Source organism: Mesorhizobium sp., assembly GCF_041661565.1.
Lineage (GTDB): Bacteria > Pseudomonadota > Alphaproteobacteria > Rhizobiales > Rhizobiaceae > Mesorhizobium.
On record NZ_JBAZUD010000043.1, the window covers coordinates 1 to 22,026 of the forward strand.

24 protein-coding genes and 1 riboswitch are annotated in these 22,026 nt (G+C 64.1%); of the genes, 15 read left to right on the forward strand and 9 right to left on the reverse strand.

Annotated features, from left to right (window positions below; all coding sequences use genetic code 11):
- The 9 genes from WC739_RS10180 to WC739_RS10220 form a co-directional block, all read left to right on the forward strand.
- The coding region (locus WC739_RS10180) for a hypothetical protein (RefSeq protein WP_372952902.1) at positions 1-265 on the forward strand (265 nt) is incomplete at its 5' end.
- Positions 266-556: 291 nt separating this feature from the next.
- Positions 557-759, forward strand: a riboswitch (cobalamin riboswitch).
- Positions 760-871: 112 nt separating this feature from the next.
- Complete coding sequence (locus tag WC739_RS10185) at positions 872-2,119, forward strand: aromatic ring-hydroxylating dioxygenase subunit alpha (protein WP_372952903.1); 1,248 nt, start codon at positions 872-874, stop codon at positions 2,117-2,119.
- A gap of 66 nt (positions 2,120-2,185) precedes the next feature.
- Positions 2,186-3,295 carry a 2Fe-2S iron-sulfur cluster-binding protein gene (locus WC739_RS10190; protein ID WP_372952904.1) on the forward strand — a complete coding sequence of 370 codons (1,110 nt, stop codon included), beginning with the start codon at positions 2,186-2,188 and terminating at the stop codon, positions 3,293-3,295.
- Between the two features lie 121 nt (positions 3,296-3,416).
- The gene (locus WC739_RS10195) at positions 3,417-3,848 is read left to right on the forward strand and encodes a PqqD family protein (protein ID WP_372952905.1); all 432 of its coding nucleotides are present in this window, start codon (positions 3,417-3,419) and stop codon (positions 3,846-3,848) included.
- 55 nt (positions 3,849-3,903) lie between these two features.
- Positions 3,904-4,953, forward strand: coding sequence for a serine kinase (locus WC739_RS10200; protein WP_372952906.1), 1,050 nt, complete (start codon positions 3,904-3,906; stop codon positions 4,951-4,953).
- Positions 4,950-5,702 carry a glycosyltransferase family 2 protein gene (locus tag WC739_RS10205; protein WP_372952907.1) on the forward strand — a complete coding sequence of 251 codons (753 nt, stop codon included), beginning with the start codon at positions 4,950-4,952 and terminating at the stop codon, positions 5,700-5,702. The genes WC739_RS10200 and WC739_RS10205 overlap by 4 nt, the downstream gene beginning before the upstream one ends.
- Before the next feature lie 58 nt (positions 5,703-5,760).
- Positions 5,761-6,513, forward strand: coding sequence for a glycosyltransferase family 2 protein (locus WC739_RS10210; protein WP_372952908.1), 753 nt, complete (start codon positions 5,761-5,763; stop codon positions 6,511-6,513).
- Positions 6,498-7,190, forward strand: coding sequence for a glycosyltransferase family 2 protein (locus tag WC739_RS10215; RefSeq protein WP_372952909.1), 693 nt, complete (start codon positions 6,498-6,500; stop codon positions 7,188-7,190). Before WC739_RS10210 ends, WC739_RS10215 begins: the two co-directional genes overlap by 16 nt.
- Positions 7,190-8,656: a nucleotidyltransferase family protein gene (locus WC739_RS10220; protein WP_372952910.1), complete on the forward strand. Its 1,467-nt coding sequence runs from the start codon at positions 7,190-7,192 to the stop codon at positions 8,654-8,656. Before WC739_RS10215 ends, WC739_RS10220 begins: the two co-directional genes overlap by 1 nt.
- Before the next feature lie 25 nt (positions 8,657-8,681).
- On the opposite strand, the gene WC739_RS10225 is transcribed toward WC739_RS10220, so the two are convergent.
- The 8 genes from WC739_RS10225 to WC739_RS10260 all read right to left on the reverse strand — a co-directional run bounded on the left by WC739_RS10225 (position 8,682) and on the right by WC739_RS10260 (position 15,526).
- Positions 8,682-9,086, reverse strand: a complete 405-nt coding sequence (locus WC739_RS10225) for a type II toxin-antitoxin system VapC family toxin (RefSeq protein ID WP_372952911.1) — start codon at positions 9,084-9,086, stop codon at positions 8,682-8,684.
- The gene (locus WC739_RS10230; RefSeq protein WP_372952912.1) at positions 9,083-9,316 is read right to left on the reverse strand and encodes an AbrB/MazE/SpoVT family DNA-binding domain-containing protein; all 234 of its coding nucleotides are present in this window, start codon (positions 9,314-9,316) and stop codon (positions 9,083-9,085) included. The genes WC739_RS10225 and WC739_RS10230 overlap by 4 nt, the downstream gene beginning before the upstream one ends.
- Before the next feature lie 92 nt (positions 9,317-9,408).
- Positions 9,409-10,155, reverse strand: a complete 747-nt coding sequence (locus tag WC739_RS10235) for an FAD-binding oxidoreductase (RefSeq protein ID WP_372952913.1) — start codon at positions 10,153-10,155, stop codon at positions 9,409-9,411.
- Positions 10,152-10,763 carry a sulfite oxidase-like oxidoreductase gene (locus WC739_RS10240; protein WP_372952914.1) on the reverse strand — a complete coding sequence of 204 codons (612 nt, stop codon included), beginning with the start codon at positions 10,761-10,763 and terminating at the stop codon, positions 10,152-10,154. Before WC739_RS10240 ends, WC739_RS10235 begins: the two co-directional genes overlap by 4 nt.
- A 156-nt stretch (positions 10,764-10,919) precedes the next feature.
- Positions 10,920-12,443, reverse strand: a complete 1,524-nt coding sequence (locus WC739_RS10245; protein ID WP_372952915.1) for a DegQ family serine endoprotease — start codon at positions 12,441-12,443, stop codon at positions 10,920-10,922.
- A 248-nt stretch (positions 12,444-12,691) separates the two neighbouring features.
- On the reverse strand, positions 12,692-13,417 hold the full coding sequence (locus WC739_RS10250; protein ID WP_372952936.1) for an MBL fold metallo-hydrolase: 726 nt from the start codon (positions 13,415-13,417) through the stop codon (positions 12,692-12,694).
- A gap of 53 nt (positions 13,418-13,470) precedes the next feature.
- Positions 13,471-14,637, reverse strand: a complete 1,167-nt coding sequence (locus WC739_RS10255) for a diphosphate--fructose-6-phosphate 1-phosphotransferase (protein WP_372952916.1) — start codon at positions 14,635-14,637, stop codon at positions 13,471-13,473.
- Positions 14,638-14,758: 121 nt separating this feature from the next.
- Positions 14,759-15,526 (reverse strand): L,D-transpeptidase, encoded by a 768-nt coding sequence (locus tag WC739_RS10260; RefSeq protein WP_372952917.1) that lies wholly within the window; start codon positions 15,524-15,526, stop codon positions 14,759-14,761.
- Between the two features lie 235 nt (positions 15,527-15,761).
- Between WC739_RS10260 and WC739_RS10265 the strand changes: the two genes are divergently transcribed.
- The 4 genes from WC739_RS10265 (at position 15,762) to xylB (ending at position 19,600) form a co-directional block, all read left to right on the forward strand.
- Entirely contained in the window at positions 15,762-15,884 is a 123-nt protein-coding gene (locus WC739_RS10265; RefSeq protein ID WP_372952918.1) for a hypothetical protein, read from the forward strand.
- 152 nt (positions 15,885-16,036) lie between these two features.
- Positions 16,037-16,660 (forward strand): LysE family translocator, encoded by a 624-nt coding sequence (locus WC739_RS10270; RefSeq protein WP_372952919.1) that lies wholly within the window; start codon positions 16,037-16,039, stop codon positions 16,658-16,660.
- A 77-nt stretch (positions 16,661-16,737) separates the two neighbouring features.
- Complete coding sequence (locus tag WC739_RS10275; protein ID WP_372952920.1) at positions 16,738-18,063, forward strand: tetratricopeptide repeat protein; 1,326 nt, start codon at positions 16,738-16,740, stop codon at positions 18,061-18,063.
- An 82-nt stretch (positions 18,064-18,145) separates the two neighbouring features.
- Positions 18,146-19,600: a xylulokinase gene (xylB, locus tag WC739_RS10280; RefSeq protein ID WP_372952921.1), complete on the forward strand. Its 1,455-nt coding sequence runs from the start codon at positions 18,146-18,148 to the stop codon at positions 19,598-19,600.
- A gap of 197 nt (positions 19,601-19,797) precedes the next feature.
- Here xylB and WC739_RS10285 read toward each other — a convergent pair whose 3' ends face one another.
- The gene (locus tag WC739_RS10285; RefSeq protein ID WP_372952922.1) at positions 19,798-20,160 is read right to left on the reverse strand and encodes a nuclear transport factor 2 family protein; all 363 of its coding nucleotides are present in this window, start codon (positions 20,158-20,160) and stop codon (positions 19,798-19,800) included.
- A gap of 110 nt (positions 20,161-20,270) precedes the next feature.
- Between WC739_RS10285 and xylA the strand changes: the two genes are divergently transcribed.
- Together xylA and WC739_RS10295 are read left to right on the forward strand one after the other, a co-directional pair.
- A complete protein-coding gene (xylA, locus tag WC739_RS10290; RefSeq protein ID WP_372952923.1) occupies positions 20,271-21,596 on the forward strand; it encodes a xylose isomerase in 1,326 nt (441 codons plus the stop codon).
- Between the two features lie 218 nt (positions 21,597-21,814).
- Positions 21,815-22,018 (forward strand): hypothetical protein, encoded by a 204-nt coding sequence (locus WC739_RS10295; RefSeq protein ID WP_372952924.1) that lies wholly within the window; start codon positions 21,815-21,817, stop codon positions 22,016-22,018.
- Positions 22,019-22,026: the final 8 nt, after the last annotated feature.

Genomic DNA, 22,026 nt, shown 5'->3' on the forward strand with positions numbered 1-22,026 from the left:
CAAAGGCGCTGCCGGAAATGGCCAGAAGAGCCGCGGCAGTGAGGATGATCTTTTTCATTTTTTGGTACTCCAGTATCTTCTTTTTGCTGTCCGTCTAGCGGCGTGCCTGTTTAGTAATTCGCGTCGTTCGGACCGCCCCGATGTGGGACGACGGCTTCGCCTTTTCCAATCACGAAGTTGTTTCGAACAGCCGCGAGTCCGGCGCTTGAATTTGCCGAATTGGTTTCCAGCAGGATTTTTTTATGAAGTCTTTTCAGGCATTTAGGAGTATTGCATGACGATGCCGATGGAGAGCTTGCTAGCCGGCGTTCACACTATGCTGGACGCACTGTCAACAGAAACGAACCGTTCGGTTCGATTTTAGAAGACCCTAATAGTCACTTTTCGATACCTTTTGCTTGGAGGCCCTCGCAGAAGGGTGATTCCGGCGAGCGAGAAACCGCGCTGGAAATCGGGGAAAAATGCCGCTTCATTGTCGTCAGCGGGATTTACCATCCGTGTCGCGCGGCATGGATACGATGTCGTTTTCATGCCGATGGCGCGCAAGCGCGCGTGATTAGATCACGACATCTCAGGTGCCGCTTCGTGAAGGCGAGGCGGAGAATTGGGAAGCCGGTCAGATTCCGGCGCTGCCCCCGCAACGGTGGTGGAGTTCAAGTCGCAACGGGAGACCACTGGGCGATTGCCTGGGAAGGTGTCGCGATGGTCCGCAAGGACAGCTCCAGAGCCCGGAAACCAGCCCGAGATTGTTGAACTCGACTGATCGCGGTGGGCGATCAAGAGGCGGACGATGCATGCCGGGCTTTCGCCGGCGGGCATCCAATCCTTCCTCCGTCACCACCAGTTCAGTCCTTGGATATGAGGACAGGACATGGATGCTCGCGCCGACATGCTGAGGCTCTTGAACAGCCGCAGGGAAGGCTTTTCCCTGGAGCAGCCTTTCTACACCGATCCGGATTATTTCAAGCTCGACATGGAGCTGATCTGGTATCGCGACTGGCTGTTTATCGGTCACGATTGCGAACTGCCCAAGCCCGGCAGCTTCATCACGGTCCAGGTCGGCGACTATCCGGTGGTTCTCGTGCGCGACCAGCAAGGCAAGATCAACGCCTTCCACAATTCCTGCCGCCATCGGGGCAGCCGTGTCTGCAACACCGACAAGGGCACCGCGGCCAAGCTGGTCTGCCCTTACCACCAGTGGACCTACGAGTTGGACGGCCGGCTGCTGTTCGCCAGGCAGATGGCCGACGGTTTCGACAAAAGCCAGTTCGGCCTGAAGCCCGTGGCCTGCGAAAGCGTCGGCGGCTACGTCTTTGTCTGCCTGGCGAAAGAGCCTGCCGATTTCGCGCCGATGCGGGCGATGATCGAACCCTATCTTCTGCCGCACCGCCTGCGCGAGGCGAAAATAGCCTTCGAGAGCACGATCATCGAGAAGGGCAACTGGAAGCTGGTGTGGGAAAACAACCGCGAGTGCTATCACTGCGCGGGCAATCATCCGGAGCTCTGCAAGACGTTCCCGGAAGCGCCGACGGTGACCGGCGTGCAAGGCGCCGACAGCGACCCGGAGATGCTCGCCCACTGGGCGAAGTGCGAGGCCGTGGGCCTGCCGAGCAAGTTCCGCATCGATCCGGCCGGGCAGTACCGCGCAACCCGCGCGCCGCTGCTGCGCGACGCCGTCAGCTACACGATGAACGGCAAGCGGGCGGTGGGGAAGAACCTGTCGGACACCGTCTCGGCCGACCGGATCGGCACCTTGATGCACTACCACTATCCGACGACATGGAACCACATCCTCATCGACCACGCGGTGACATTCCGGGTGCTGCCGATCAGCGCCACGGAAACCGCGGTGACGACCAAGTGGCTGGTGCACAAGGACGCTGTCGAGGGGGTCGACTATACGATCGAAGACCTCACCCATGTGTGGGTGGAAACCAACGACCAGGATCGCCGCATCGTCGAGGAGAATGCGCTCGGCATCCTGTCGCCCGCCTATGAGCCGGGTCCCTATTCGGAACTGCATGAGGGCGGCGTCATCCAGTTCGTCGACTGGTACGCGCGCTTCATCGGGCCGCGCCTTGCCGAAGGCGGCCGTCCGGCGCTGCGCAGCGTCGCCTAGCTCATGTCGCCCAAAAGTGCCTCGCGGTTGGGCTCACGACATGAACAGAGCAAGAAGGACTGAGGGATGAACGCGACGACCGACCTTGGCCTCTATCGCCATCTCGACCAGATGGCGCCCTGGAACGACAGGCTCCAGGTCCTGGAAGTGATCAGCGTCAGCGACGAGGCGCCGGACGTCAAGACCTTCACCTTCCGCTCCGACAACCAGACCTGGTTCCGCTACAAGCCGGGCCAGTTCGTGACGCTGGAACTGCCGACGGCGGACGGGCCGCTGATGCGCACCTACACGCTGTCGTCCTCGCCTTCACGGCCGTTCTCGATCGCGGTGACGGTGAAGGCGCAAGCGGGCAGCATCGGGACGCGCTGGATGTTCGACAACCTGGTCACCGGCTCACACGTCAAGGCCTACGGGCCGACCGGGGACTTTTCGCTGCACAGTCATCCGGCGGCAAAATATCTGTTCATCTCGGCCGGGTCCGGGGTAACGCCGATGATGTCGATGCTGCGCTGGCTGAACGACTGCGCGCCATGGACCGATGTCGGCTTCGTCAATTGCGCGCGGCGCGCCGAAGAGATTATTTTCCGCAAGGAGCTCGAACTGCTCGGCAGCCGCATGCCGGGCCTGTCGCTCGGCTTCATGATCGAGGAGCGGTCGAGCCGCGAGGGCTGGTTCGGCCATATGGGCCGCATCGACGCGATCCGGCTGCCGCTGCTGGCGCCCGATTTCCGCGAGCGCGAAATCTTCTGCTGCGGCCCCGATCCCTTCATGCGCGCCGTGCGGCAGATGCTGGACGCCGCCGGCTTCGACATGACGAAATACCACCAGGAGAGCTTTGCCGCACCGACGGTCGAGGAGATCCCGGCGCCGTTCGCATCGCCCGGGGAAGGCGGCGCGGGTGTCCCTGCCGAAACCGTGACAGCCATCCGGTTCGCGCTATCGGATGTCGACGCCGAGTGCGTCGCCGGACAGACGGTGCTGCAGACGGCACGGGCTTCGGGCGTGCGTATCCCCGCCGCCTGCGAGTTCGGCTTGTGCGGAACCTGCAAGGTGAAGAAGATTTCCGGCGAGGTCGAGATGAGCCACAATGGCGGCATCCTCGATCACGAGATCGATGACGGCTTCATTCTCGCCTGCTGTTCGAAGCCGCGCTCGGCGCTCGAAATCGAGGCCTGACCGGAAGGCGCGCTTCCATCTTGCCAACGAACCGGCAAATGGTTAGACGCGTCTGCAACGGTGGGTCGAGCCTTGAGAGCGGGGGAACGTTTCCCGGGCCGGCCTTGGCGGGGGAACAGCCATGCGAGAATCCGGCATCTATGCGATCGCAAGCAAGGACATCGTTTTCGAATCCTTCGACGGCGAGGCTGTCGTCCTTGATCTGACGACCGGGAAATATTTCGGCTTCTCGGATTCGGGCAGCAGGCTTTGGGATGCCTTGTCATCGGGCGTGCCCGCCGCAGAACTGAGCGGTGCCGTGACCGGCGCCGGTCCACTCAGCACCGCCGACATCGACGGCTTCGTTTCGCAATTGCTCGAATTCGGACTGCTCGCGGCGGTTTCCGATGCGGCGGCGCAACCGCTTTCCGGGGCATTGCTGGCCCAACTCGCCGATACCACCGAGCCGCTCAAGGTCGACATTCATGACGACCTTGCCGACCTGATCGTCGTCGACCCCATCCACGAGGTCGAGGAGCCGCTCGGCTGGCCCGCGCTCAAGCAGGCGACCTGAGCGCCTTGGGCGCTTCGCGGTCGCGCAGCCAAGCGGCGCCGGGGTAGAACAGGCGATGCCGAGAGTGACCCTTGAAAACCTAGCGGACTACGCGCGCTATGTGCTGGCGCAGGCCGAGAGCTGCAGCGCGAACTATCCCCTGACCCGCGCGGTCCGCCTGCCTGGGCTGACGCTGACCGCGCAGTTAAACCCCGGCGGGCTGGCGGATGCGGTGGCCAGCGGCTTTATCGCCGCGAGAGACGATGAGGCGCCGGCCGATGCGTGCCGCATCTTCGTCGCGCATCCCGGCATCGACGGCATTGCCGCGCCCGAGAGCTGGGGAAACTCGCCCTTCACGCAGCATGGCTTCGCCAGCCGGCTTGCGGAAGCAGGGTTGCGCGGCAACCATTACCACGACCTGGATTTCTGGCAGTTCTACGACCCGGATCGACGTGTCGGCGTGCAGTTGATGACGGCCGAGGACAGTTTCCCTCCCTGGGAGCCCGGGGCTCCGCTGCGGCCCTTCCTGCACTGGGAATATGCGGCGCGCGGCATGCGACTGGCCCACGCCGGAAGCCTGGGCATCGGCGGCAAGGGCGTCCTTCTCGCCGGGTCGGGCGGAGCAGGCAAATCCGGGACGGTCGTCGCTGGGCTGCTCAACGGACTCGACAGTGTCGGCGACGACTACGTGCTGATCGACCTCGCCGAAGACGTCACCGCCCATCCGCTGTTTGCCACGCTCAAGCAGGATCCGGAAGGGTTCCGCAGGCTTGGATTGAAGGAGCGGCTTGGATCCCACGGTCCGCTGAACTGGCAAGGCAAATACCAGTTCCGTGTCGATGACATTGCGGCGAGGCCGATACCCGGGCGGCTGGACATGATTGCATTGATGGTGCCACATATCAGCGGTGGCGAGGCAAGCTCGATTACGCCGGTGTCGCGCAAGGACGCCATGATCGCACTGGCGCCGTCGGGGATCGCCCAGATGCCTGGCGAGCGGGAAAGTGGCTTCCGCTTTTTCAGCGATCTGACGCGCCGCCTGCCGTGCTATCGGCTGTCGCTGGGCACGCGGCCCGACGAGATTGCCGGGACGATCGCGGATTTCATAACGCGGGGCGCGCCGTGAAGCTGAGCGTGATCATGCCGGTGTACAATCGCGAGCACTACGTCGTCCCGGCCTTGCGATCCCTGCTGCGGCAATGTGGCGACGTGGACATGGATATCATTGTCATCGATGATGGCTCCACCGATGGGTCGGCCGAAGCCGTTCGCGCGATGGCCACTGATGCGCCACGCATCCGGCTTTTCCAGCAGGCCAACATGGGTGTTGCCAGGGCGCGCAACGCCGGCTTGCGGCAGCTGCCGCCGGATGCCGGCCTCGTCTCATTCCTCGATTCCGACGACCTTTCCGTGCAGGGTCGCTTTCAGGCCGACCTTGCCCACTTCAAGGCCGATCCCGATCTGCAGCTGACCTACTCCCTGATGACGCTGGCCGACCGGATAGACGACGAGGCCCTGGAGCCCGCGGCAGACAGCCGGACCATCACGGTCCGGGGGATCTCGTTGAGCGCCGCCCTGTTCGGTCGGGCGCTCGTCGCCCGCGTCGGATATTTCGACGAGGAGTTCGAGCAGTCGGAGGACACCGACTATTTGCTGCGCGTTTTCGAGACGGGGCCGAACTACAGACTGCTGGATACGGTCGCGATCTACTACAGGCGCCACCCCGGCAATGTCACCAGGGACCAAGGCGGCAGGCTCCGCAACCACTTGCGTGCGATCCACAAGTCGATGCGCCGGCGCAAGGCCGATCCGGCCTTGCATGAGGTCCCGGGTATTTTCGAGCTCAAAAGCCCCACCGATTGGCAGGGCCCATGATGCCGCGCTCTGCCACCATCACAAAACGTGCCGGCCCGCAGCGGTCGAGGAGCCACCGATGACGCTGAGCGTGATCATGCCTGTCTACAACCGGGAAGCCTATGTCGGCGCCGCGCTGCGTTCGCTGCTCAGGCAACAGGACGACGCCGACCTCGATATCATCGTGGTCGATGACGGCTCCACGGACGGTTCCAATGCGGCGGTCCGCTCGATGATGCGCCAGACCTCCCGCATACGGCTTTTCGAGCAGCCGAACATGGGCGTCACGAAAGCGCGCAACACCGGGCTGCGGCAGTTGCTGCCGCAAACCCGGCTGGTGTCGTTTCTCGATTCGGACGACATTTCGCCTGCGGGGCGATTCAAGGCGGATCTGTCCTGTTTCGACAGGGACCCGCTACTCGAACTGACCTATTCACGCATGACGCTGGTCGACGAACTGGATGGCGAGACGCTGGAGCCCGCCGCCGGCGGCCACTCCATCACCGTGCGTGGCATCCATTTGTCCGCCGGGATCTTCGCCCGCAGCCTCGTCGACCGCATCGGCGGCTTCGACGAGGAATTCAGGCAGGCCGAGGACACCGACTATCTGCTGCGGGTCTTTGAGAGCGACGCGAAATACACTATGCCCGATACGGTTGCACTTTATTACCGGCGCCACCCAGGCAACATGACCAAGGAAGCCGACGTGCCCTTTCGCGAATTCATGCGCGCCATCTACAAGTCGATGAAACGGCGCAGGGGCGATCCCAGCCTGCGGCGCATAGAGGGAATCTTCGACTTCAAGGACCTCGCGCAGTGGCGGTTCCTCTGATGGCCGGCTACGGCGTCGTCATCCCCGCCTTCAACGCGGCAGCGACCATCGCCGAGACGCTGGATTCGGTGATGGCTCAGACGGTCAGGGCCGAAGCCATCATTGTCGTCGATGACGGCTCGACGGACGATACCGTTGCCGCGATCAACGCGATGAGGCTGCCGGTCACCGTCCTGCGGCAGGAGAACGCCGGCCCCGGCAGCGCCACCACCAGGGGGCTCGCGGCCCTCTCGACGCCGCTGGTGGCCACGCTCGACGCCGATGATCTCTGGCTGCCGGACAAGATCGAAAAGCAGCTCGGCTATCTTGATCGTCACCCAGGCGCCGCCGGCGTCTTTTCGCATTGGCGCGTCTTTCGCAACAACCGGCCCGACCTGCCCGAAGGGCCTGAGCTGGCCGGCTGGTCGCGCACGACGATGATGATCCGTCGGGCGGTGGTCGAGAGCGTCGGGCCGATCCTCGACCCGCAAGGCGGGCGCGGCGAGATGATCGACTGGATCGCGCGGGTGCGCGAAGCGGGTTTTGTCCTGACCATGCTCGACGAGGTCCTGGCCTTGCGCCGCATAAGGCCGGGCAGCCTGTCCTATGGCCGCGACCCGGCGCGCGATCGCGGCTATCTCGAAGTCGCGAGGCTCGCCCTGCAGAGGCGGGCGCGAAACAAGGCGGGCACCGCCTGATGGCGGTCCGCCGCATAGGCCGCCGGTTTCCGGACTATGGCTGGTCCTGGCCCACGGGCAAGCTTGACCAGTTGCTCAAGGCCGCGCTGCTCCAGGATGAGGATTTGGCTGGCCGATTTGCCGGACGCTGGCTCGACGAGAACGACATCGATCTCGTCTCGTTCCGCGAACACCGGCTGCTCGCCGCGATCTCCGACAGGTTCGGCAGGAAGCTGGCCACCCATTCCGCCTATCCGCGCCTTGTCGGCCTGCAGAAGATGTTGTGGACCAAGTCGCGCATGGCGATGCGCGAGGCGGAACCCGCGCTGAAGGCAATGGTGGAGATCGGCGCCGACATCATGCTGATCAAGGGTGCCAGCCGCATTGCGCTGAACGCGTCGGCGCAACGCGGGCGGGTGGCGCACGACATCGACATACTGGTGCGCCCGCGCGACATGGCCGCCGTCTTCGACGTCCTGCGCGATCGTGACTGGCAGATCGCCTCGGGCGTCAGCGCGCAATATCTGCGGACACGTTTGCCGTCGCTGCGGTCGATGAACTTCTTCAAGGGCAGTTTCGGCGATATCGACCTGCATCAGCTCGGCTATGACGGGTCGCAGCCAAGCGCCGAGGACGATTTGGCGATCTGGCAGCGGGCCATCCCGGCTGAGTTCAGCGGGGTTGGCGTTTTCGTCCCCTCGCCCGCCGACCGCATGGCGCTGGCCATCGCCCATGGCGGCCTCGACGCCCACACCCACAGCGACTGGCTTGTCGATTGTGCCGTCGCCATCCGGGGCGGCGACGTCGACTGGGACGTGTTCCTCGACATCGTCGGCAGGCGTGGTCTTGCCGTTCCGGCAGCGGTGGCGTTGTCCTATCTTGCACACGAGATCGGCATTCCGGTGCCGGAGGCGACGCTGGGCAGGATCGTCGAGATGGCCGACCGGCTGGGGCTGTCGCGCTGGTCGTCGATCCTGCAGGCCAAGCCGCGCACGGATTTCGGCGGCCTGGTCTGGCTGTCGCGCGGGCTGGCCAAGCAATTGCGCCTGAAGCGGAAGAAGGGGCGGCTGCAACAGGAGCCGCCGGCCAGGGCATGGCGTGGCAGGCGGGCCCCCCACAAGCCGGCAGGCGCGTCGGCGCCACTGGTGTTTTCGCAAATCATCGCGTGTCCGCCAACGAGCGGGGAGATGATGCTGGACGTCATCGTCAGGATCGGCATCCCGCCGGTGCGCCGCCGGATAGAGATGGAAATCAATGCCGACGACCATCACATCGCCCGCCTGCGCGCCATGGCCATCAGCCGATCCGGCAAGGAGCGAGTGCTGCATTTCCGCGGCAAGGTGATGCTGGACGGGGCACGGCACGCGCTGACACTCGAAGCGCGGCCGTCGCGGCAGTTTCGTGAGTGGAACGACGAGGCCGCCGTCGCCACCTATGGCGCCCTGCCGTTCCAGCTGGTGTCGGCAAAGTTCTCGCCGGCCGACTGAGAGGCAAAGGCCGTCCGATGGCCGATCAAGGGTCCGGAGTGATCAGCCTCACGGACGGGAAATAGGTCCTGTATCGGCCGACGTCGCGGGTCAGCAGGGGCAACCGCCCCACCGCGGCATGGGCTCCGATGAAGAAATCAGGCAACACGCCTGTCCTTGATCCTGCCGATCTTCGGTATTGGGTGAATACTTTTCCGGCAAGGAAAAGGGCTGCTCTGGGCATGGGAGCCATTTCAAGACCGGCCGCAGCTAGAAACGCATCGAGGTCCTCGATACGCTCATAGCGAACGGCAAGCTCGGCGTAGACGGCGTCGTTGATCAGCAATGGTCCTTCGATGCTGGCTGCCTCTAGTTGTGCAACCGACCAATCGGCCCAGTTTTGATCGTCCGTGACAAGGTCGAGCAGAACGTTGGTATCGACCAGCGTCACGCTTCACCACGCGTCAGCGCCATGATCGCATCGGTTGTGAGCCCCTCACCGGCATGGCCACGCAATTTGGCGAAGCGGCTCTCGGGCTGCTCCTTGTCGACACGAGCCAGAACAACGCTTCCGTCGGCGGCACGCCGGAAATCGACCCTGCTTCCGGGGACGATCCCAAGGAGATCGCGGACCGGTTTGGGAATGGTTACTTGTCCCTTTGCGGTAACGGTGGTGGCCATGGTCGCTCCTGAGTAATACCCTATGCAGACAAGGTATTACCTGCCGAACCCGATTTCAATGCTGAACACCCTGTCTCACGGGCTGCGCTAGGTCAAACCCCGTAACGTTCGGTGCGGATCGCGCCCGCCCGCATGCCGGCATCGATCAGCGCCTGGGCGGCGGCCGACACGAAGGCGTTGGAGCCACAGACGAAGGCGATGGACGGCGGCCCAGGCAGCCGCGCCATGAGCTGCGCAACCATGGCGACGTCCACTCGCCGCGAATAATCGGACGGTCGGCGTGCGGCTTCGCGCGTCAGCGTCAGCGCCAGATCGAAGCCGTCCCTGCGATCGTCGAGGGCGATCAGTTCGTCACGAAAGATAACCTCGTCCCAGATCCGGGCCGAAAAGACCAAGGCGACAGGCACCGTGGACTTGCGCACGGCGCGATGGCGGACCATCGACATCAGCGGCACGACCCCTGAGCCGCCGCCAACCAGCAGAAGAGGCCCGCCATCATCATCGGGCCAGACGAAATGACCGCCAAGCGGTCCACGCATTTCGATCTCGTCGCCGACCGCGGCGACCTCGTGGAAGAACGGCGAGACCTCGCCATCATCGAGTTTTTCGATCGCCAGTTCGACCATACCGTCATTATCGGGCGCGGAGGCAATCGAATAGGAACGGCGCGCCTGGTAGCCGTCCGGCGCCGTCAGCCTGACATCGACATGCTGACCGGCGCGATAGTCGAACGGCCGCGACGGCTGCAAGAAGAAGCTGGTGACGCGCGGCGTGCGCTTCTCGATGCGGACAATGCCGACTGTCTGCCAGGGCGACCGAGCCGTGGCGGCATCGCTCATGGATCGTCCGTATAGCGCTGTTCGCGCCATGGATCGCCATACATGTGGTAGCCGCGCAATTCCCAGAACCCTGGCTCGTCACGCGTGGTGAACTGCAGGCCGTTCACCCATTTGGCCGATTTCCAGAAATAGAGATGCGGGACGAGCAGCCGCGCCGGGCCGCCATGGTCGGCGGTGATCGGCTTGCCTTCGAAGAGCAGGGCCACCATGGACTTGCCGTCGGTCAGGTCCTTTGTCGGCACGTTGGTCGTATAACCGTCGAAGGACAGTGCCAGAGTATAGGCGGTCGGCGGCTCGATGCCTGCATCGGCAAGGATGTCGTCGACCAGCACGCCCTGCCAGGGCGTGTCGAACTTGGTCCATGCGGTCACGCAATGGATGTCGCGCGTCATCTTGGTCAGCGGCAGCGCGTTGAACTCGGCCCAGTTCCATTTCTTGATCGGCCGCGGCCCCTGCTTCAGCGTGAACGACCAGTCCTCGGTACGCACCTGTGGCGTGGGGCCGGCCGACAGGACCGGAAAGCCCTGTTCCAGATACTGGCCGGGCGGTATGCGCGCATCGCCATCGGCGGGCGGGCGCCGTCCTGAAGAGAAACCTCGGGTGGCCATCGCGGCAATTCCCTCTTGCATCAAGCCACTATCGGCCTGATGCAATGTTCTCGAAGATGGCTTGGCGGGCAACCGGAATTTTGAGGGACCAGACCTTGATTAAGATGGCGGCAGGGCTCGTTACCGGCGAGCCCTGCCCAATCCAGCAGTCAGGTCTCAGCCATTGGCAAACGGCACCGCAACGTAGATCTGGCTGCCGTCACGTTCCACCAGCAGCAGCACCGATTTGTGGCCGGACTTGCCGGCCTGCGCGATCGCCTGGGTGACCTGCCTGGCATTTTTCACCGATGCCTGGTTGACAGCAACGATGATGTCGCCGGCCTGGATGCCCGAGGCCGAGGCCGCCTTGTCGGGATTGACCCTGGCAACCAGGGCGCCTTGCTGATTGTCAGCGAGATTAAGCTCCTGTCTGACATCAGGGGTGATGTCCATCAGGCCGAGCCCGATCGCTGGAACCCGCGAGCCTTGCTCGGCAGGCGGCGTGCCGCCATCGGCCGCCGAAGCGGTCTTCACATCGTCGCCATTGCGTCCGACATCGACGGCGATGTCGACTGCCTTGCCCTTGCGCCAGACGCCAAGCGTCTCGCGGGCGCCGGGCGCGACATCGGCAACGGCCCGCGACAGATCCTTGGGGTCCTTGATCTCACGACCGGCAAAGTTGGTGATGACGTCACCGGTTTCGACGCCCGCCTTGGCTGCCGGCGAGTCGCCATTGATCTGCGAAACCAGGGCGCCGCCCGCATGATCCAGTCCAATGGCGCTCGCCACATCCGGCGTCACCGGCTGGATCTCGACGCCGAGATACCCATACTCGATGTTGCCGCCCTTCATCAGCTTGGCGACGACCTTCTGGGCCTGGTCGGACGGAATGGCGAAGCCGACGCCGACGCTGCCGCCATTGGGCGAATAGATCGCCGTGTTGATGCCGACCACATTGCCGTTCGCGTCGACCAGAGGGCCACCGGAATTGCCATGATTGATCGGGGCGTCGATCTGGATGAAGTCGTCGAACGGCCCGCTGTGCAGGTCGCGGCCGCGTGCCGAGACGATGCCAGCGGTGACCGTGGTGCCTATCCCGAACGGATTGCCGATCGCCAGCACCTGGTCGCCGGTCATCAATCTGTCGGAGTCGCCCCACTTGACCGTCGGCAAGGACTTGTCTGCCTTGATCTTGAGTACGGCGAGGTCGTTCTTGGCGTCGCGGCCGACGAGTTTGGCGGGAAGGATCGTGCCGTCGTCGAGCGTCACCTTGATCGAAGAGGCGCCGTCGACGACGTGATTGTTGGTGACGATGATGCCGTCGGAAGCGATGATGAAGCCGGATCCGAGTGCCTCTGCGCGCTGGGCCTGCTGTGGCGGGGTCCGCGGCGCGGGCATGCCCTGGTCACCAAAGAACTGGCGGAAATACTGATCGAAAGGCGAGTTGCCCAGGGGCATGCCTTCATCGTCGCTGGCAGGCTGGGCCTGCATGACTGTGGTGACGGTCACCACCGCCGGCTTGTCGGCGGCCACGATGGGCGCGAACGAGCCGTTTGGCGCGGTCACGCCGGCGACAGGGGTCATTGTGCCGGCCTGGGCATGATTGGCCCTGACGACCGAGAAGGCGACAGGGCTGATGATGAGGGCGGCGCCCAGCAATGCGGCGACGCGATGTCTGCGAAGAATGTTGAGGGATGACATGGTCGTTGTCCGTGCGAGACATTGGGTTCGGCGCCGTGGCCAGTCTCGGAAGGCGGCCCATTCGGCGTATCGGCTGTAGCGGCTGCCTGTCTCGCTTCATGAGGCAGCCGCTCAGGTCGATGAGCCGGAATCTAGGACGCCGATGCGGACGAATTAGGTTTTTAGCCGATATTACAAAGATTTAATTCTTTTCGGATGACGGGCGGTCCGGCGCATTGTCAGCCGTGGCGGCACGCTCATGGTCAATGCTAGAGATGGATCTCGCTGGTCTTCCGCAGATAATCCGATGCGATCTCCCGCATGCGCTTGCCGTCGAAACTGGGTCCATGGCCGCCGTGGCCGATGCGGATCGGCAGGTCGAGCAGGCGGCGCATCGTTGCGCGGTAGGCGGCGCGGTTGGAGTCGGGCAGATCGTCGATCAGCATGTCGTCGTAGATGGCGTCGCCGGCGAAGAAAAGTCCGTCCGCCTCGTCGAACAGGGCAATCGAGTCCGGGGAATGGCCCGGCAGATGCAGCACCCGGAATTGGCGGTCGCCGAGATCGACCACGTCGCCTTCGTCCAGGGAACGCGTCAAGGGTGCCGGCGGGATCTTGTAGTCGGCGGCTTTCCAGCCCGGCGCAGGCAGCCTGGAGACAGCGCCTTCGAGGTCATGGAACATATAGGCGCAGGTCGCCGCGTCATCCATGGTCTCGAAATGCGCCGCACTCATGCTTGGCCCCGCCCGCCACGCAAATTCGTGCAGCGACCCGACATGGTCGAGGTGGATATGGGTGGCGACGACCAGCAGCGGCTTGCCATCCCGCGTCTCGATCTCCGGTGCCAGCGGACAGATGCCCATGCCGGTATCGACCAGCAGATCGGCATCGCGGCCGCGCAGATGCCAAAGGTTGGCGCGCACGAAACTGTGCACGTAAGGTTCGGTCAGCATCGTCGTCTTGTCGTCGACAATGGTCCTGCTGAACCAGCCCGGCATCGCTAGCGAGCCCGGCATCGCGAGCGAGCCTGGAATGAGGTCCGAGCCCGACATCAAACGAACGGCTTTCCGACCTTGTACTTCTCCGGCACCAGCCGCTTGAGATAGGCCATGCCGCCATCGGACAGTTCGTTGACGTCGGGCTTCATGAAATTGTCGGGCATATGGCGGGTCTTGCCGGCGACGTTCTTGAGCGGCACCTTCTTCAGAACGGTCCGGGTGCCGTCATATTGCAGCGCCACCGAGCCGCCGCCCTGTTCGGCGACGGAGACGGCGAAGGCGCCGGCGTCGAAGGCCTCCTGCGCGTCGACCGCGCTGATGGCGCCTATATAGCCGCGCGGCATGTAGCCCAGCGCATCGACGCGCGCCCGCTTGCCAGGCAGGCCCTCCGCCAGAGCGCGCTCGAGCGCCGCCGGAAGATCGCTGCCGGACAATTTGACGTTGCCATGCGCGTCGCGTTCCAGCCTTTCAGGCGGCACCAGGCTTTCGACCAGCGCCTTGCCGTCGGCAGTGCTCACCCCTTCCGACACGGCGACGATGCAGCGTTTGTGGCGGTCGAGCGTGGCGCGCACGTCGTCAATGAAGCCGGCGGCCGAGAACGGGCGCTCCGGCACGTAGACGAGGTGGGGGCCGCTTTCCGGATCGAGTTGCCAGGCGGCGGCCGCGGCGGTCAGGAAGCCGGCATGCCGGCCCATGACGATGCCGACATAGATGCCGGGCAGGGCGCGGAAATCGAGGTCGACGGAGAGGAAGGCGCCGGCAACGAATTCAGCCGCCGAGATGAAGCCCGGCGTGTGGTCGTTTTCCTCGAGATCGTTGTCGATGGTCTTGGGTGCATGGACGAAAGCGATCTCACCGGCGGCGGCATCGGTCAGGATCTGCTGCGTGCCCGACGTGTCGTTGCCGCCAATATAGATGAAGGCGTCGGCGCCGGCTTTCTTCAGTCCCTTCAGGATCACGTCGCAATAGGCGGCATCCGGCTTGTCGCGCGTCGAGCCGAGTGCTGCGCTCGGCGTTCCGGCGATCAGCCGCAGCCTGTCCTCGGGAATTGCGGAAAGATCGACGTAGTTGCCGTCCCTGATGCCACGCACGCCATGGATCGAGCCCAGCACCTTGGCACCGGGATGCCGCTTGCGGATTTCCAGCGTCGCCCCGACAACCGTCTGGTTGATGACGGCGGTCGGTCCGCCGCCTTGCGCGATAACGAAAGTTCCGGCCATTCCTGACGTCTCCCTGGGCAATGAATCGCAGGCACATTCGCCTGTCTTTCGCCATCGCGCAACGGAAGAGTGGGGGTCGTCATGCCCAAACAGAGGGCCGCCGTCCGGCGGCCCGGAACGCTCACATGACGACGACGGGGTTTTTCTTGGACACGCGGCTATAGAGGTCGATGATGTCCTGGTTGATCAGGCGCACGCAGCCGGACGACATCGCCTGGCCGATGCTCCACCATTCGGGCGAGCCATGGATGCGATAGCCCGTGTCCTTGCCGTCCTGGTAAATATAGAGAGCGCGGGCGCCGAGCGGGTTGTCCAGGCCGCCGGGCTGGCCGCCCTGCCACTTCACCAATTCGGGTTTGCGCTGGATCATCTCCGGCGGTGGCGTCCAAGTCGGCCATTCCTTGCCGTACTGGATGTTGGCGCGGCCCGACCAGCGGAAGCCGTCCTTGCCGATGCCGACGCCGTAGCGGATGGCCTCACCGCCCGGCTGGACGAGATAGAGCATGCGCTCCTTGAGATGGACCACGATCGTGCCGGGCGCCTCGCCTGTCGTATCGACGACGATCTGCCGGCGGAATTCCGGCTTGACCTTGAGATACGGCACCTCGGGCACGTTGAAGCCATTGTCGTTCAGCGAGGCATACATCACGTCGGGGCTGGTGATGTTCTTGTCGACGCTGATCGATGGCCGGATCGGCCGCACCGAGCCGGTGGTGACGTCGTCGAGTTCGAGGGCAGGCAGGCCGCCGCCGGAGGTCGAGCAACCGGCGACGCCAAGCAGCACCAGCGCCCCTGCCCCAGACAGGATCGCACGGCGGGAGAGATGATGATCGGTTTCCATCGCGTCGCCGTTTCGTTTCGGCGTCGGACCTAGCGGCAACTCACGCATATACCAAACCCTACGCTGTCGGCGGGAAGCACGGTCCGGCCGGATAGAAGGCATTTTCACCAATCATGGTTGATAAAGCGTGAAGACCTTGAACCGGCTGCGTTTGCGCGCGGTCCGGGGTGGCTGTCGAACTCGCTGCCTTGGCATCGAACGGGCCACCGCACAAAAAGACCCAGATAGAGTCACAATCCGGGCACCGGAGCTTTCTACCCCGGGACATCAACGAGGGGCATCCATGTGCGAGACTTTAATAACCGATATCAAGCTGTTTGGCGCTGCCATTGCCGCTGCCGTATTGGTCCTCGGTGCCAATGTCAGCCTGGCCGACATCGTGAGCACGCTGATCGGCGCGAACTGACGCCGACCCAACGCTGGCGCAATTGATGGCGCGGAAGTTCCATGAACAGTGCCTGGCCCGCTGCATACGGACTCGCGCATAACAAACACGGCCTCTTTACATTCTCCCAGGGCTGAGGATTTATCCTTCTCCTTAACCCAAGGGAGACAGACATGCCCTTCGAGACCTGGGCCGCTTTCGCCGCTGCATCGACCGTCCTGCTCATCATTCCGGGTCCGACCATCCTGCTGGTCGTATCCTACGCGCTTGGCCAGGGCTGGCGCACGGCCCTGCCGATGGCGGTCGGCGTGGCGCTTGGCGATTTCACCGCGATGACGCTGTCGACGCTGGGCATCGGTGCGTTGCTGGCGGCTTCGGCGACGGTCTTCACCATCCTGAAGCTGATCGGCGCGGTCTACCTGATCTATCTCGGCGTGAAACTGTTTCGCGCCGGCGGCACGCTGAAAGCCGAGCCTCGCACCGATCTGGTGTCATCGGCCAGAATGATGGCGCATGCCTGGCTGGTCACCGCGCTAAACCCGAAAAGCATCACCTTCTTCGTCGCCTTCCTGCCCCAGTTCCTCGACCGGCACGCCGATTTCTGGACGCAGATGCTGATCTTCGAAACGACCTTCCTGGCGCTCGCCTTTGCCAATGCCTTCGGCTACGCCTTGATCGCCGCACGCGCCCGCGAGGTCGTGCGAAACGAGAGGGCGGTCCGCATCTTCAACCGCACCGGCGGCACGCTGCTCGTCGGCGCCGGCATAGCCACAATGGCAATGCGCTCTGGCAATTAAGGGCGCCCAGCCGGCGACCGGCCGCCTCGGCTGTCCATGGCCCCGGATCGGACGCGCGGTTTCTTGAAGGAGGAGGCATGCCAGTCAAGGATGCAGTCGGCTTGACATTGTCGGGGGCGACCGAAGCTGGATTCGTTGCGTACAGCCGGGCCGTGCGCGAGTTGCAGTGCTTCATAGGAGATCCTGTCGGCTCCATCGACGGCGCCATCGCGCAAGATCCCGGCTTCGTCATGGCGCATGTCTTCAAGGGCTATCTCTTCGGCCTCGCCACCGAGCGCGAGGCGACCGATGTGGCCAGGGCTTGCCACGAGGCGGCGTTGCCGCTCGCCGCGACCGCGCATGAGCAGGCGCATGTCTCGGCCCTCGGCCGTCTCGCCGGCGGGCATTGGCATGAGGCCGCCGGGATTCTCGAGGACATCACCATCGACTTCCCGCTTGACGCTGTCGCGCTTCAGGTGGGCCATCAGATCGACTTCTTCACCGGCAATGCCCGCATGCTGCGCGACCGCATCGGCCGCGCGCTGCCTTCCTGGCAAAGCGGCATGCCGGGCTACCATGCCATCCTGGGCATGCAGGCCTTCGGGCTGGAGGAGATGGGCGATTATATCAGGGCCGAAAAGCTTGGCCGCATCGCGGTCGAGATCGAACCGCGCGACGGCTGGGCGCAGCATGCCGTGGCGCACGTCATGGAAATGCAAAGCCGGCAAAGGGATGGCATTGCCTGGATGAGGGCCAGTCCCCAGGCATGGACACGGGAGAGCTTCCTGCAAGTGCACAATTGGTGGCACCTGGCGCTCTTCCACTACGACCTTGGCGAGACAGACGAGGTGCTGGCGCTCTATGATGGCCCCATCTACGGCGAGCGATCGACACTGGCGCTCAATATGGTCGATGCTTCGGCGATCCTGTGGCGGCTTTATCTCGGCGGCGTCGATGCCGGCGACCGCTGGGCGGCGTTGGCCGCCAACTGGTTGCCCAAGGCCGGCTCCGGCAACTACGCCTTCAACGACGCCCACGCGATGATGGCCTTTGTCGCCGCCGGCCACGATGCCGCGGCGCGGACCCTGCTCGAGGCGCAGCGCGAGGCCATGCGCGGCAGCGACGACAACGCGACCTTCACCCGGGACGTCGGCCATCCGCTGACGCTCGCCATCAAGGCGTTCGGCGAAGGGAGATACGCCGAAGCCGTCCGCCTGATCCGGCCGATCCGGGCGATCGCCCATCGTTTCGGCGGCAGCCACGCCCAGCGCGACGTCATCGACCTGACGCTGATCGAGTCTGCCTTGCGTGCCGGCGAGGCTGCGCTGGCCAAGGCGCTGACGGCCGAGCGTTCGATGGCTCGGCCCGGCAGTCCGCTGTCGGGACTGCTGTCGCGGCGCGCGGCCGATTTGTCGGAGAATTGACCACAAGCCGATCTTGTCTTAAAAACTGGCCAAGCCAGATTTTTTCGGGATCCGAAAAAATTAACGGCACGGGGAGGACACCATGTATCTCGGCCTCGACTTGGGCACGTCAGGCGTCAAGGCGCTGTTGATCGACGCCGTGCAGACTGTCATCGGCTCCGGCCACGCCGCCATCGATGTATCCCGGCCGCATCCCGGGTGGTCTGAACAGGATCCCGCCGACTGGATCCGGGCCTGCGAGGCGGCCATCGCCCAGCTCAAGGCGGCTTATCCCAAGGAATTCGCCGCTGTTGAAGGCATCGGCCTATCGGGCCACATGCATGGCGCGACGCTCCTCGATGCAGCAGATCAGGTGCTGCGTCCCTGCATCCTGTGGAACGACACGCGCAGCCATGCCGAGGCGGCAGCGCTCGATGCCGATCCGCGCTTTCGCGCGCTCACAGGTAACATCGTCTTCCCCGGCTTCACCGCGCCGAAGCTCGCCTGGGTCAAGAACAACGAACCGGCCATTTTCGCCAGGGTGGCGAAGGTTCTGCTGCCCAAGGATTACCTGCGGCTCTGGCTGGCCGGCGAGCACATCTCGGAAATGTCCGATTCGGCCGGCACCTCATGGCTCGATGTCGGCAAGCGGCGCTGGTCCGCCGAATTGCTTGACGCGACCTCGCTTGATGAGAAGCAGATGCCGTCGCTGGTCGAGGGCACCGGAAAGGCTGGCGCACTGCGTGCCGAACTCGCATCGAAATGGGGTATACGCGCCGGCATCCCGATCGCGGGCGGCGCCGGCGACAACGCAGCCTCCGCCTGCGGCATGGGCACGGTGGGCGCCGGTGACGCCTTCGTCTCGCTCGGCACGTCGGGCGTGCTGTTTGCCGCCAATGCTTCGTATCTGCCGAACCCGGCGAGCGCGGTGCACACTTTCTGCCACGCGCTGCCCAACACCTGGCACCAGATGGGCGTCATCCTGTCGGCGACCGATTCGCTGAACTGGCTGTCGGAGATCACCGGCAAGGGCGCCGGCGACCTGACCGCTGAACTCGGCGAAAAGCTGAAGGCGCCGACAGGCGTTTCCTTCCTGCCCTATCTCTCGGGCGAGCGCACGCCATACAATGATGCCGCCATTCGCGGCTCGTTCACCGGTCTGGCGCATGAATCGAGCCGTGCCGTGCTGACCCAGGCGGTGCTCGAGGGCGTTGCCTTCGCCTTCCGTGACAGTCTCGAAGCCTTGAAATCGGCCGGCACGACCTTGACGCGGGTGACCGCGATCGGCGGCGGTTCGCGCTCCCGCTACTGGCTGAAGGCCATCGCCACGGCGCTCGGCCTGCCGGTCGACATTCCCGCCGACGGCGACTTCGGCGCCGCCTTCGGCGCGGCGCGGCTTGGCCTGATTGCGGCGACGGGGGCTGACCCGCTGGCGGTGTGCACCGCGCCGAGGACGGATGACACGATCGAGCCGGACGTCGCGCAGGGCAGCGCCTATGCGGACGCCTATCATCGCTACCGGGCGCTGTATCCGGCGATAAGGGCTGTAACTGCGTGAGCAGGCGCGAGGCGCCCCCCTCTGCCCTACCGGGCATCTCCCCCTCAAGGGGGGAGATCAGCAGCGTCAGCGGGGCTGCCAGTTTTGTAAGGTTGGTGATTGGCGAAGGCGAGGATGCCAGCCAATCTCCCCCCTCGAGGGGGAGATGGCCGGCAGGCCAGAGGGGGGCGCCTGGCACCTGCCTTACCCGGAAACCCTTACTGCGCCGGCACCTTGTCCAGGAAGCCGGTGACGCTTTTCAGGCGGTCGTTCTCGATGATGCCGATGTCGGTGCCTTCGATGACCGATTCGGTGCCTTCCGGGCCGAGGTTCCACGAGAAGCGGATGGTGTCGGCAAAACCGTCCGGCGCGCCCTTCAGCGAGAACCGAAAACCGGCAAAGCGCTGCTGCACGCCGTCGATGAGCGCCCCGACACCAGCATGGCCATCGCCCTGCATCAGCGGATCGCGGTAGCTGACGTCTTCGGTGAAGATCGCCTCGAGCAGGGCTGCGCGGCGACCCGCGTCGCTCTCGTTCCAGGCGTTGATGTAGCCTTCAGCGATCTTGTTGAGGTCGGCCATGGTCTGTCTCCTTTGTTGACTGGCTTTGACGCGAGCCTTTTCGCCCAAGCGAAGAACGCAACCAATTACGCCTGAGGTAATCAGGGCGGACCATTCGAGAGGAGAAAATCATGAGCAGCGGATTTTTCGGCGACATCCAGACGATCAAATATGAGGGGCCGGACTCGACCAATCCGCTCGCCTACCGGTTCTACAATCCCGACGAGGTCGTGGCCGGCAAGCGACTGGAAGACCATCTGCGCTTTGCCGTCGCCTATTGGCATTCCTTCGCCTGGCCGGGCGGCGATCCGTTCGGCGGCCAGACCTTTGACCGGCCGTGGTTTCCTAAGGCGGGCGGCGTCGACACGATGGAGTTGGCAAGACTCAAGGCAGACGTCGCCTTCGAGATGTTTTCGCTGCTGGGCGCGCCCTATTTCTGCTTCCACGACGCCGACGTGCGGCCGGAAGGCAGGGATTTTTCCGAGAGCGCCGCGCGGCTCGACGAGATCGCCGATTATTTTGCCGGCAAGATGAAGCAGACGGGCGTCAAGCTCCTGTGGGGCACGGCGAACCTGTTCTCCCATCGCCGTTTCATGTCGGGCGCCGCCACCAATCCCGACCCGGATGTGTTTGCCTACGCGGCGGCCACCGTCAAAAGCTGCATCGACGTCACCAAGCGGTTGAAAGGCGAGAACTATGTGCTGTGGGGTGGGCGCGAAGGCTACGAGACGCTGCTCAACACCGACCTTGCGCGCGAGCAAGAACAAGCCGGGCGCTTCCTCAGTCTCGTCGTCGACTACAAGCACAAGATCGGCTTCAAGGGCACCATCCTGATCGAGCCGAAGCCGCAGGAGCCGACCAAGCACCAGTACGACTATGACGTCGCGACGGTCTACGGCTTCCTCAAGCGCTTCGGCCTGGAAAAGGAGGTCAAGGTCAACATCGAGCAGGGCCATGCCATCCTCGCCGGCCATTCCTTCGAGCACGAACTGGCGCTCGCCAATGCGCTTAACATCTTCGGCTCCATCGACATGAACCGCAACGACTACCAGTCGGGCTGGGATACCGACCAGTTCCCCAACAACGTGCCGGAGATGGCGCTGGCCTATTATCAGGTCCTGCAGGCAGGTGGCTTCAAGACCGGCGGCACCAATTTCGACGCCAAGCTGCGCCGCCAGTCGCTCGACCCGCAGGACCTGCTGATCGGCCATATCGGCGGCATGGATTCTTGCGCGCGCGGCCTCAAGGCCGCGGCCCGCATGATCGAGGACAAGGCGCTGTCGGCGCCGCTGGCCGAACGCTATGCCGGATGGAATACCGGTGAAGGCAAGGCGATGCTTGCCGGCAAGCGGTCACTGGAAGAGATCGCCGAGCGCGTCGTCAAGAAGAAGATCGAGCCGCAGCCCAGATCCGGCCGCCAGGAACTGCTGGAAAACATCGTCAACAGATACGTCTGAACGATCGCCTCTTGAACCAAACCCGCCAAGGTGCCGAAAAGCCTTGGCGGGCTTGCCGTTCGATCCAGCCGAGAGAATGGCTTTGCCCAAAAGGCCGGCAGCGGCGACATCGTTTTGCCCTTTGCCGCCCTCCAATGACCTCGCTCCTGCCTTCAAACAGCCGTCACGAATCTCGTATAAGGATGCTGCGTGGCGGAGCGGAAGAAGGAGGCGAACCGATGCAGAACGAACGTGAAATCGACGCCCTGCTCTCACCGGGCGAGACGGGCTCGATCATCGACCGCTTGATGGCGATGCCGCGCAAGACCGACGATGCCAAGATCTCGAACGAATGGGATCGCGCCGTCAGCAACCGTTTCGAAATCCGGCTGGTCAAGCAGATGCGTTCGCAACTCGACGGCGACCGTCGGGACGCGGCCTGATCGCACAG

What these genes read in the sequence shown, in the direction of transcription:
- WC739_RS10185 (WP_372952903.1), top strand. Translation starts at nt 872, where the DNA reads ATGGATGCTCGCGCCGACATGCTGAGGCTCTTGAACAGCCGCAGGGAA.
- WC739_RS10190 (WP_372952904.1), top strand. Translation starts at nt 2,186, where the DNA reads ATGAACGCGACGACCGACCTTGGCCTCTATCGCCATCTCGACCAGATG.
- WC739_RS10195 (WP_372952905.1), top strand. Translation starts at nt 3,417, where the DNA reads ATGCGAGAATCCGGCATCTATGCGATCGCAAGCAAGGACATCGTTTTC.
- WC739_RS10200 (WP_372952906.1), top strand. Translation starts at nt 3,904, where the DNA reads ATGCCGAGAGTGACCCTTGAAAACCTAGCGGACTACGCGCGCTATGTG.
- WC739_RS10210 (WP_372952908.1), top strand. Translation starts at nt 5,761, where the DNA reads ATGACGCTGAGCGTGATCATGCCTGTCTACAACCGGGAAGCCTATGTC.
- WC739_RS10220 (WP_372952910.1), top strand. Translation starts at nt 7,190, where the DNA reads ATGGCGGTCCGCCGCATAGGCCGCCGGTTTCCGGACTATGGCTGGTCC.
- WC739_RS10230 (WP_372952912.1), bottom strand. Translation starts at nt 9,316, where the DNA reads ATGGCCACCACCGTTACCGCAAAGGGACAAGTAACCATTCCCAAACCG.
- WC739_RS10235 (WP_372952913.1), bottom strand. Translation starts at nt 10,155, where the DNA reads ATGAGCGATGCCGCCACGGCTCGGTCGCCCTGGCAGACAGTCGGCATT.
- WC739_RS10240 (WP_372952914.1), bottom strand. Translation starts at nt 10,763, where the DNA reads ATGGCCACCCGAGGTTTCTCTTCAGGACGGCGCCCGCCCGCCGATGGC.
- WC739_RS10245 (WP_372952915.1), bottom strand. Translation starts at nt 12,443, where the DNA reads ATGTCATCCCTCAACATTCTTCGCAGACATCGCGTCGCCGCATTGCTG.
- WC739_RS10250 (WP_372952936.1), bottom strand. Translation starts at nt 13,417, where the DNA reads ATGCCGGGCTGGTTCAGCAGGACCATTGTCGACGACAAGACGACGATG.
- WC739_RS10255 (WP_372952916.1), bottom strand. Translation starts at nt 14,637, where the DNA reads ATGGCCGGAACTTTCGTTATCGCGCAAGGCGGCGGACCGACCGCCGTC.
- WC739_RS10260 (WP_372952917.1), bottom strand. Translation starts at nt 15,526, where the DNA reads ATGCGTGAGTTGCCGCTAGGTCCGACGCCGAAACGAAACGGCGACGCG.
- WC739_RS10265 (WP_372952918.1), top strand. Translation starts at nt 15,762, where the DNA reads ATGTGCGAGACTTTAATAACCGATATCAAGCTGTTTGGCGCTGCCATT.
- WC739_RS10270 (WP_372952919.1), top strand. Translation starts at nt 16,037, where the DNA reads ATGCCCTTCGAGACCTGGGCCGCTTTCGCCGCTGCATCGACCGTCCTG.
- WC739_RS10275 (WP_372952920.1), top strand. Translation starts at nt 16,738, where the DNA reads ATGCCAGTCAAGGATGCAGTCGGCTTGACATTGTCGGGGGCGACCGAA.
- xylB (WP_372952921.1), top strand. Translation starts at nt 18,146, where the DNA reads ATGTATCTCGGCCTCGACTTGGGCACGTCAGGCGTCAAGGCGCTGTTG.
- WC739_RS10285 (WP_372952922.1), bottom strand. Translation starts at nt 20,160, where the DNA reads ATGGCCGACCTCAACAAGATCGCTGAAGGCTACATCAACGCCTGGAAC.
- xylA (WP_372952923.1), top strand. Translation starts at nt 20,271, where the DNA reads ATGAGCAGCGGATTTTTCGGCGACATCCAGACGATCAAATATGAGGGG.
- WC739_RS10295 (WP_372952924.1), top strand. Translation starts at nt 21,815, where the DNA reads ATGCAGAACGAACGTGAAATCGACGCCCTGCTCTCACCGGGCGAGACG.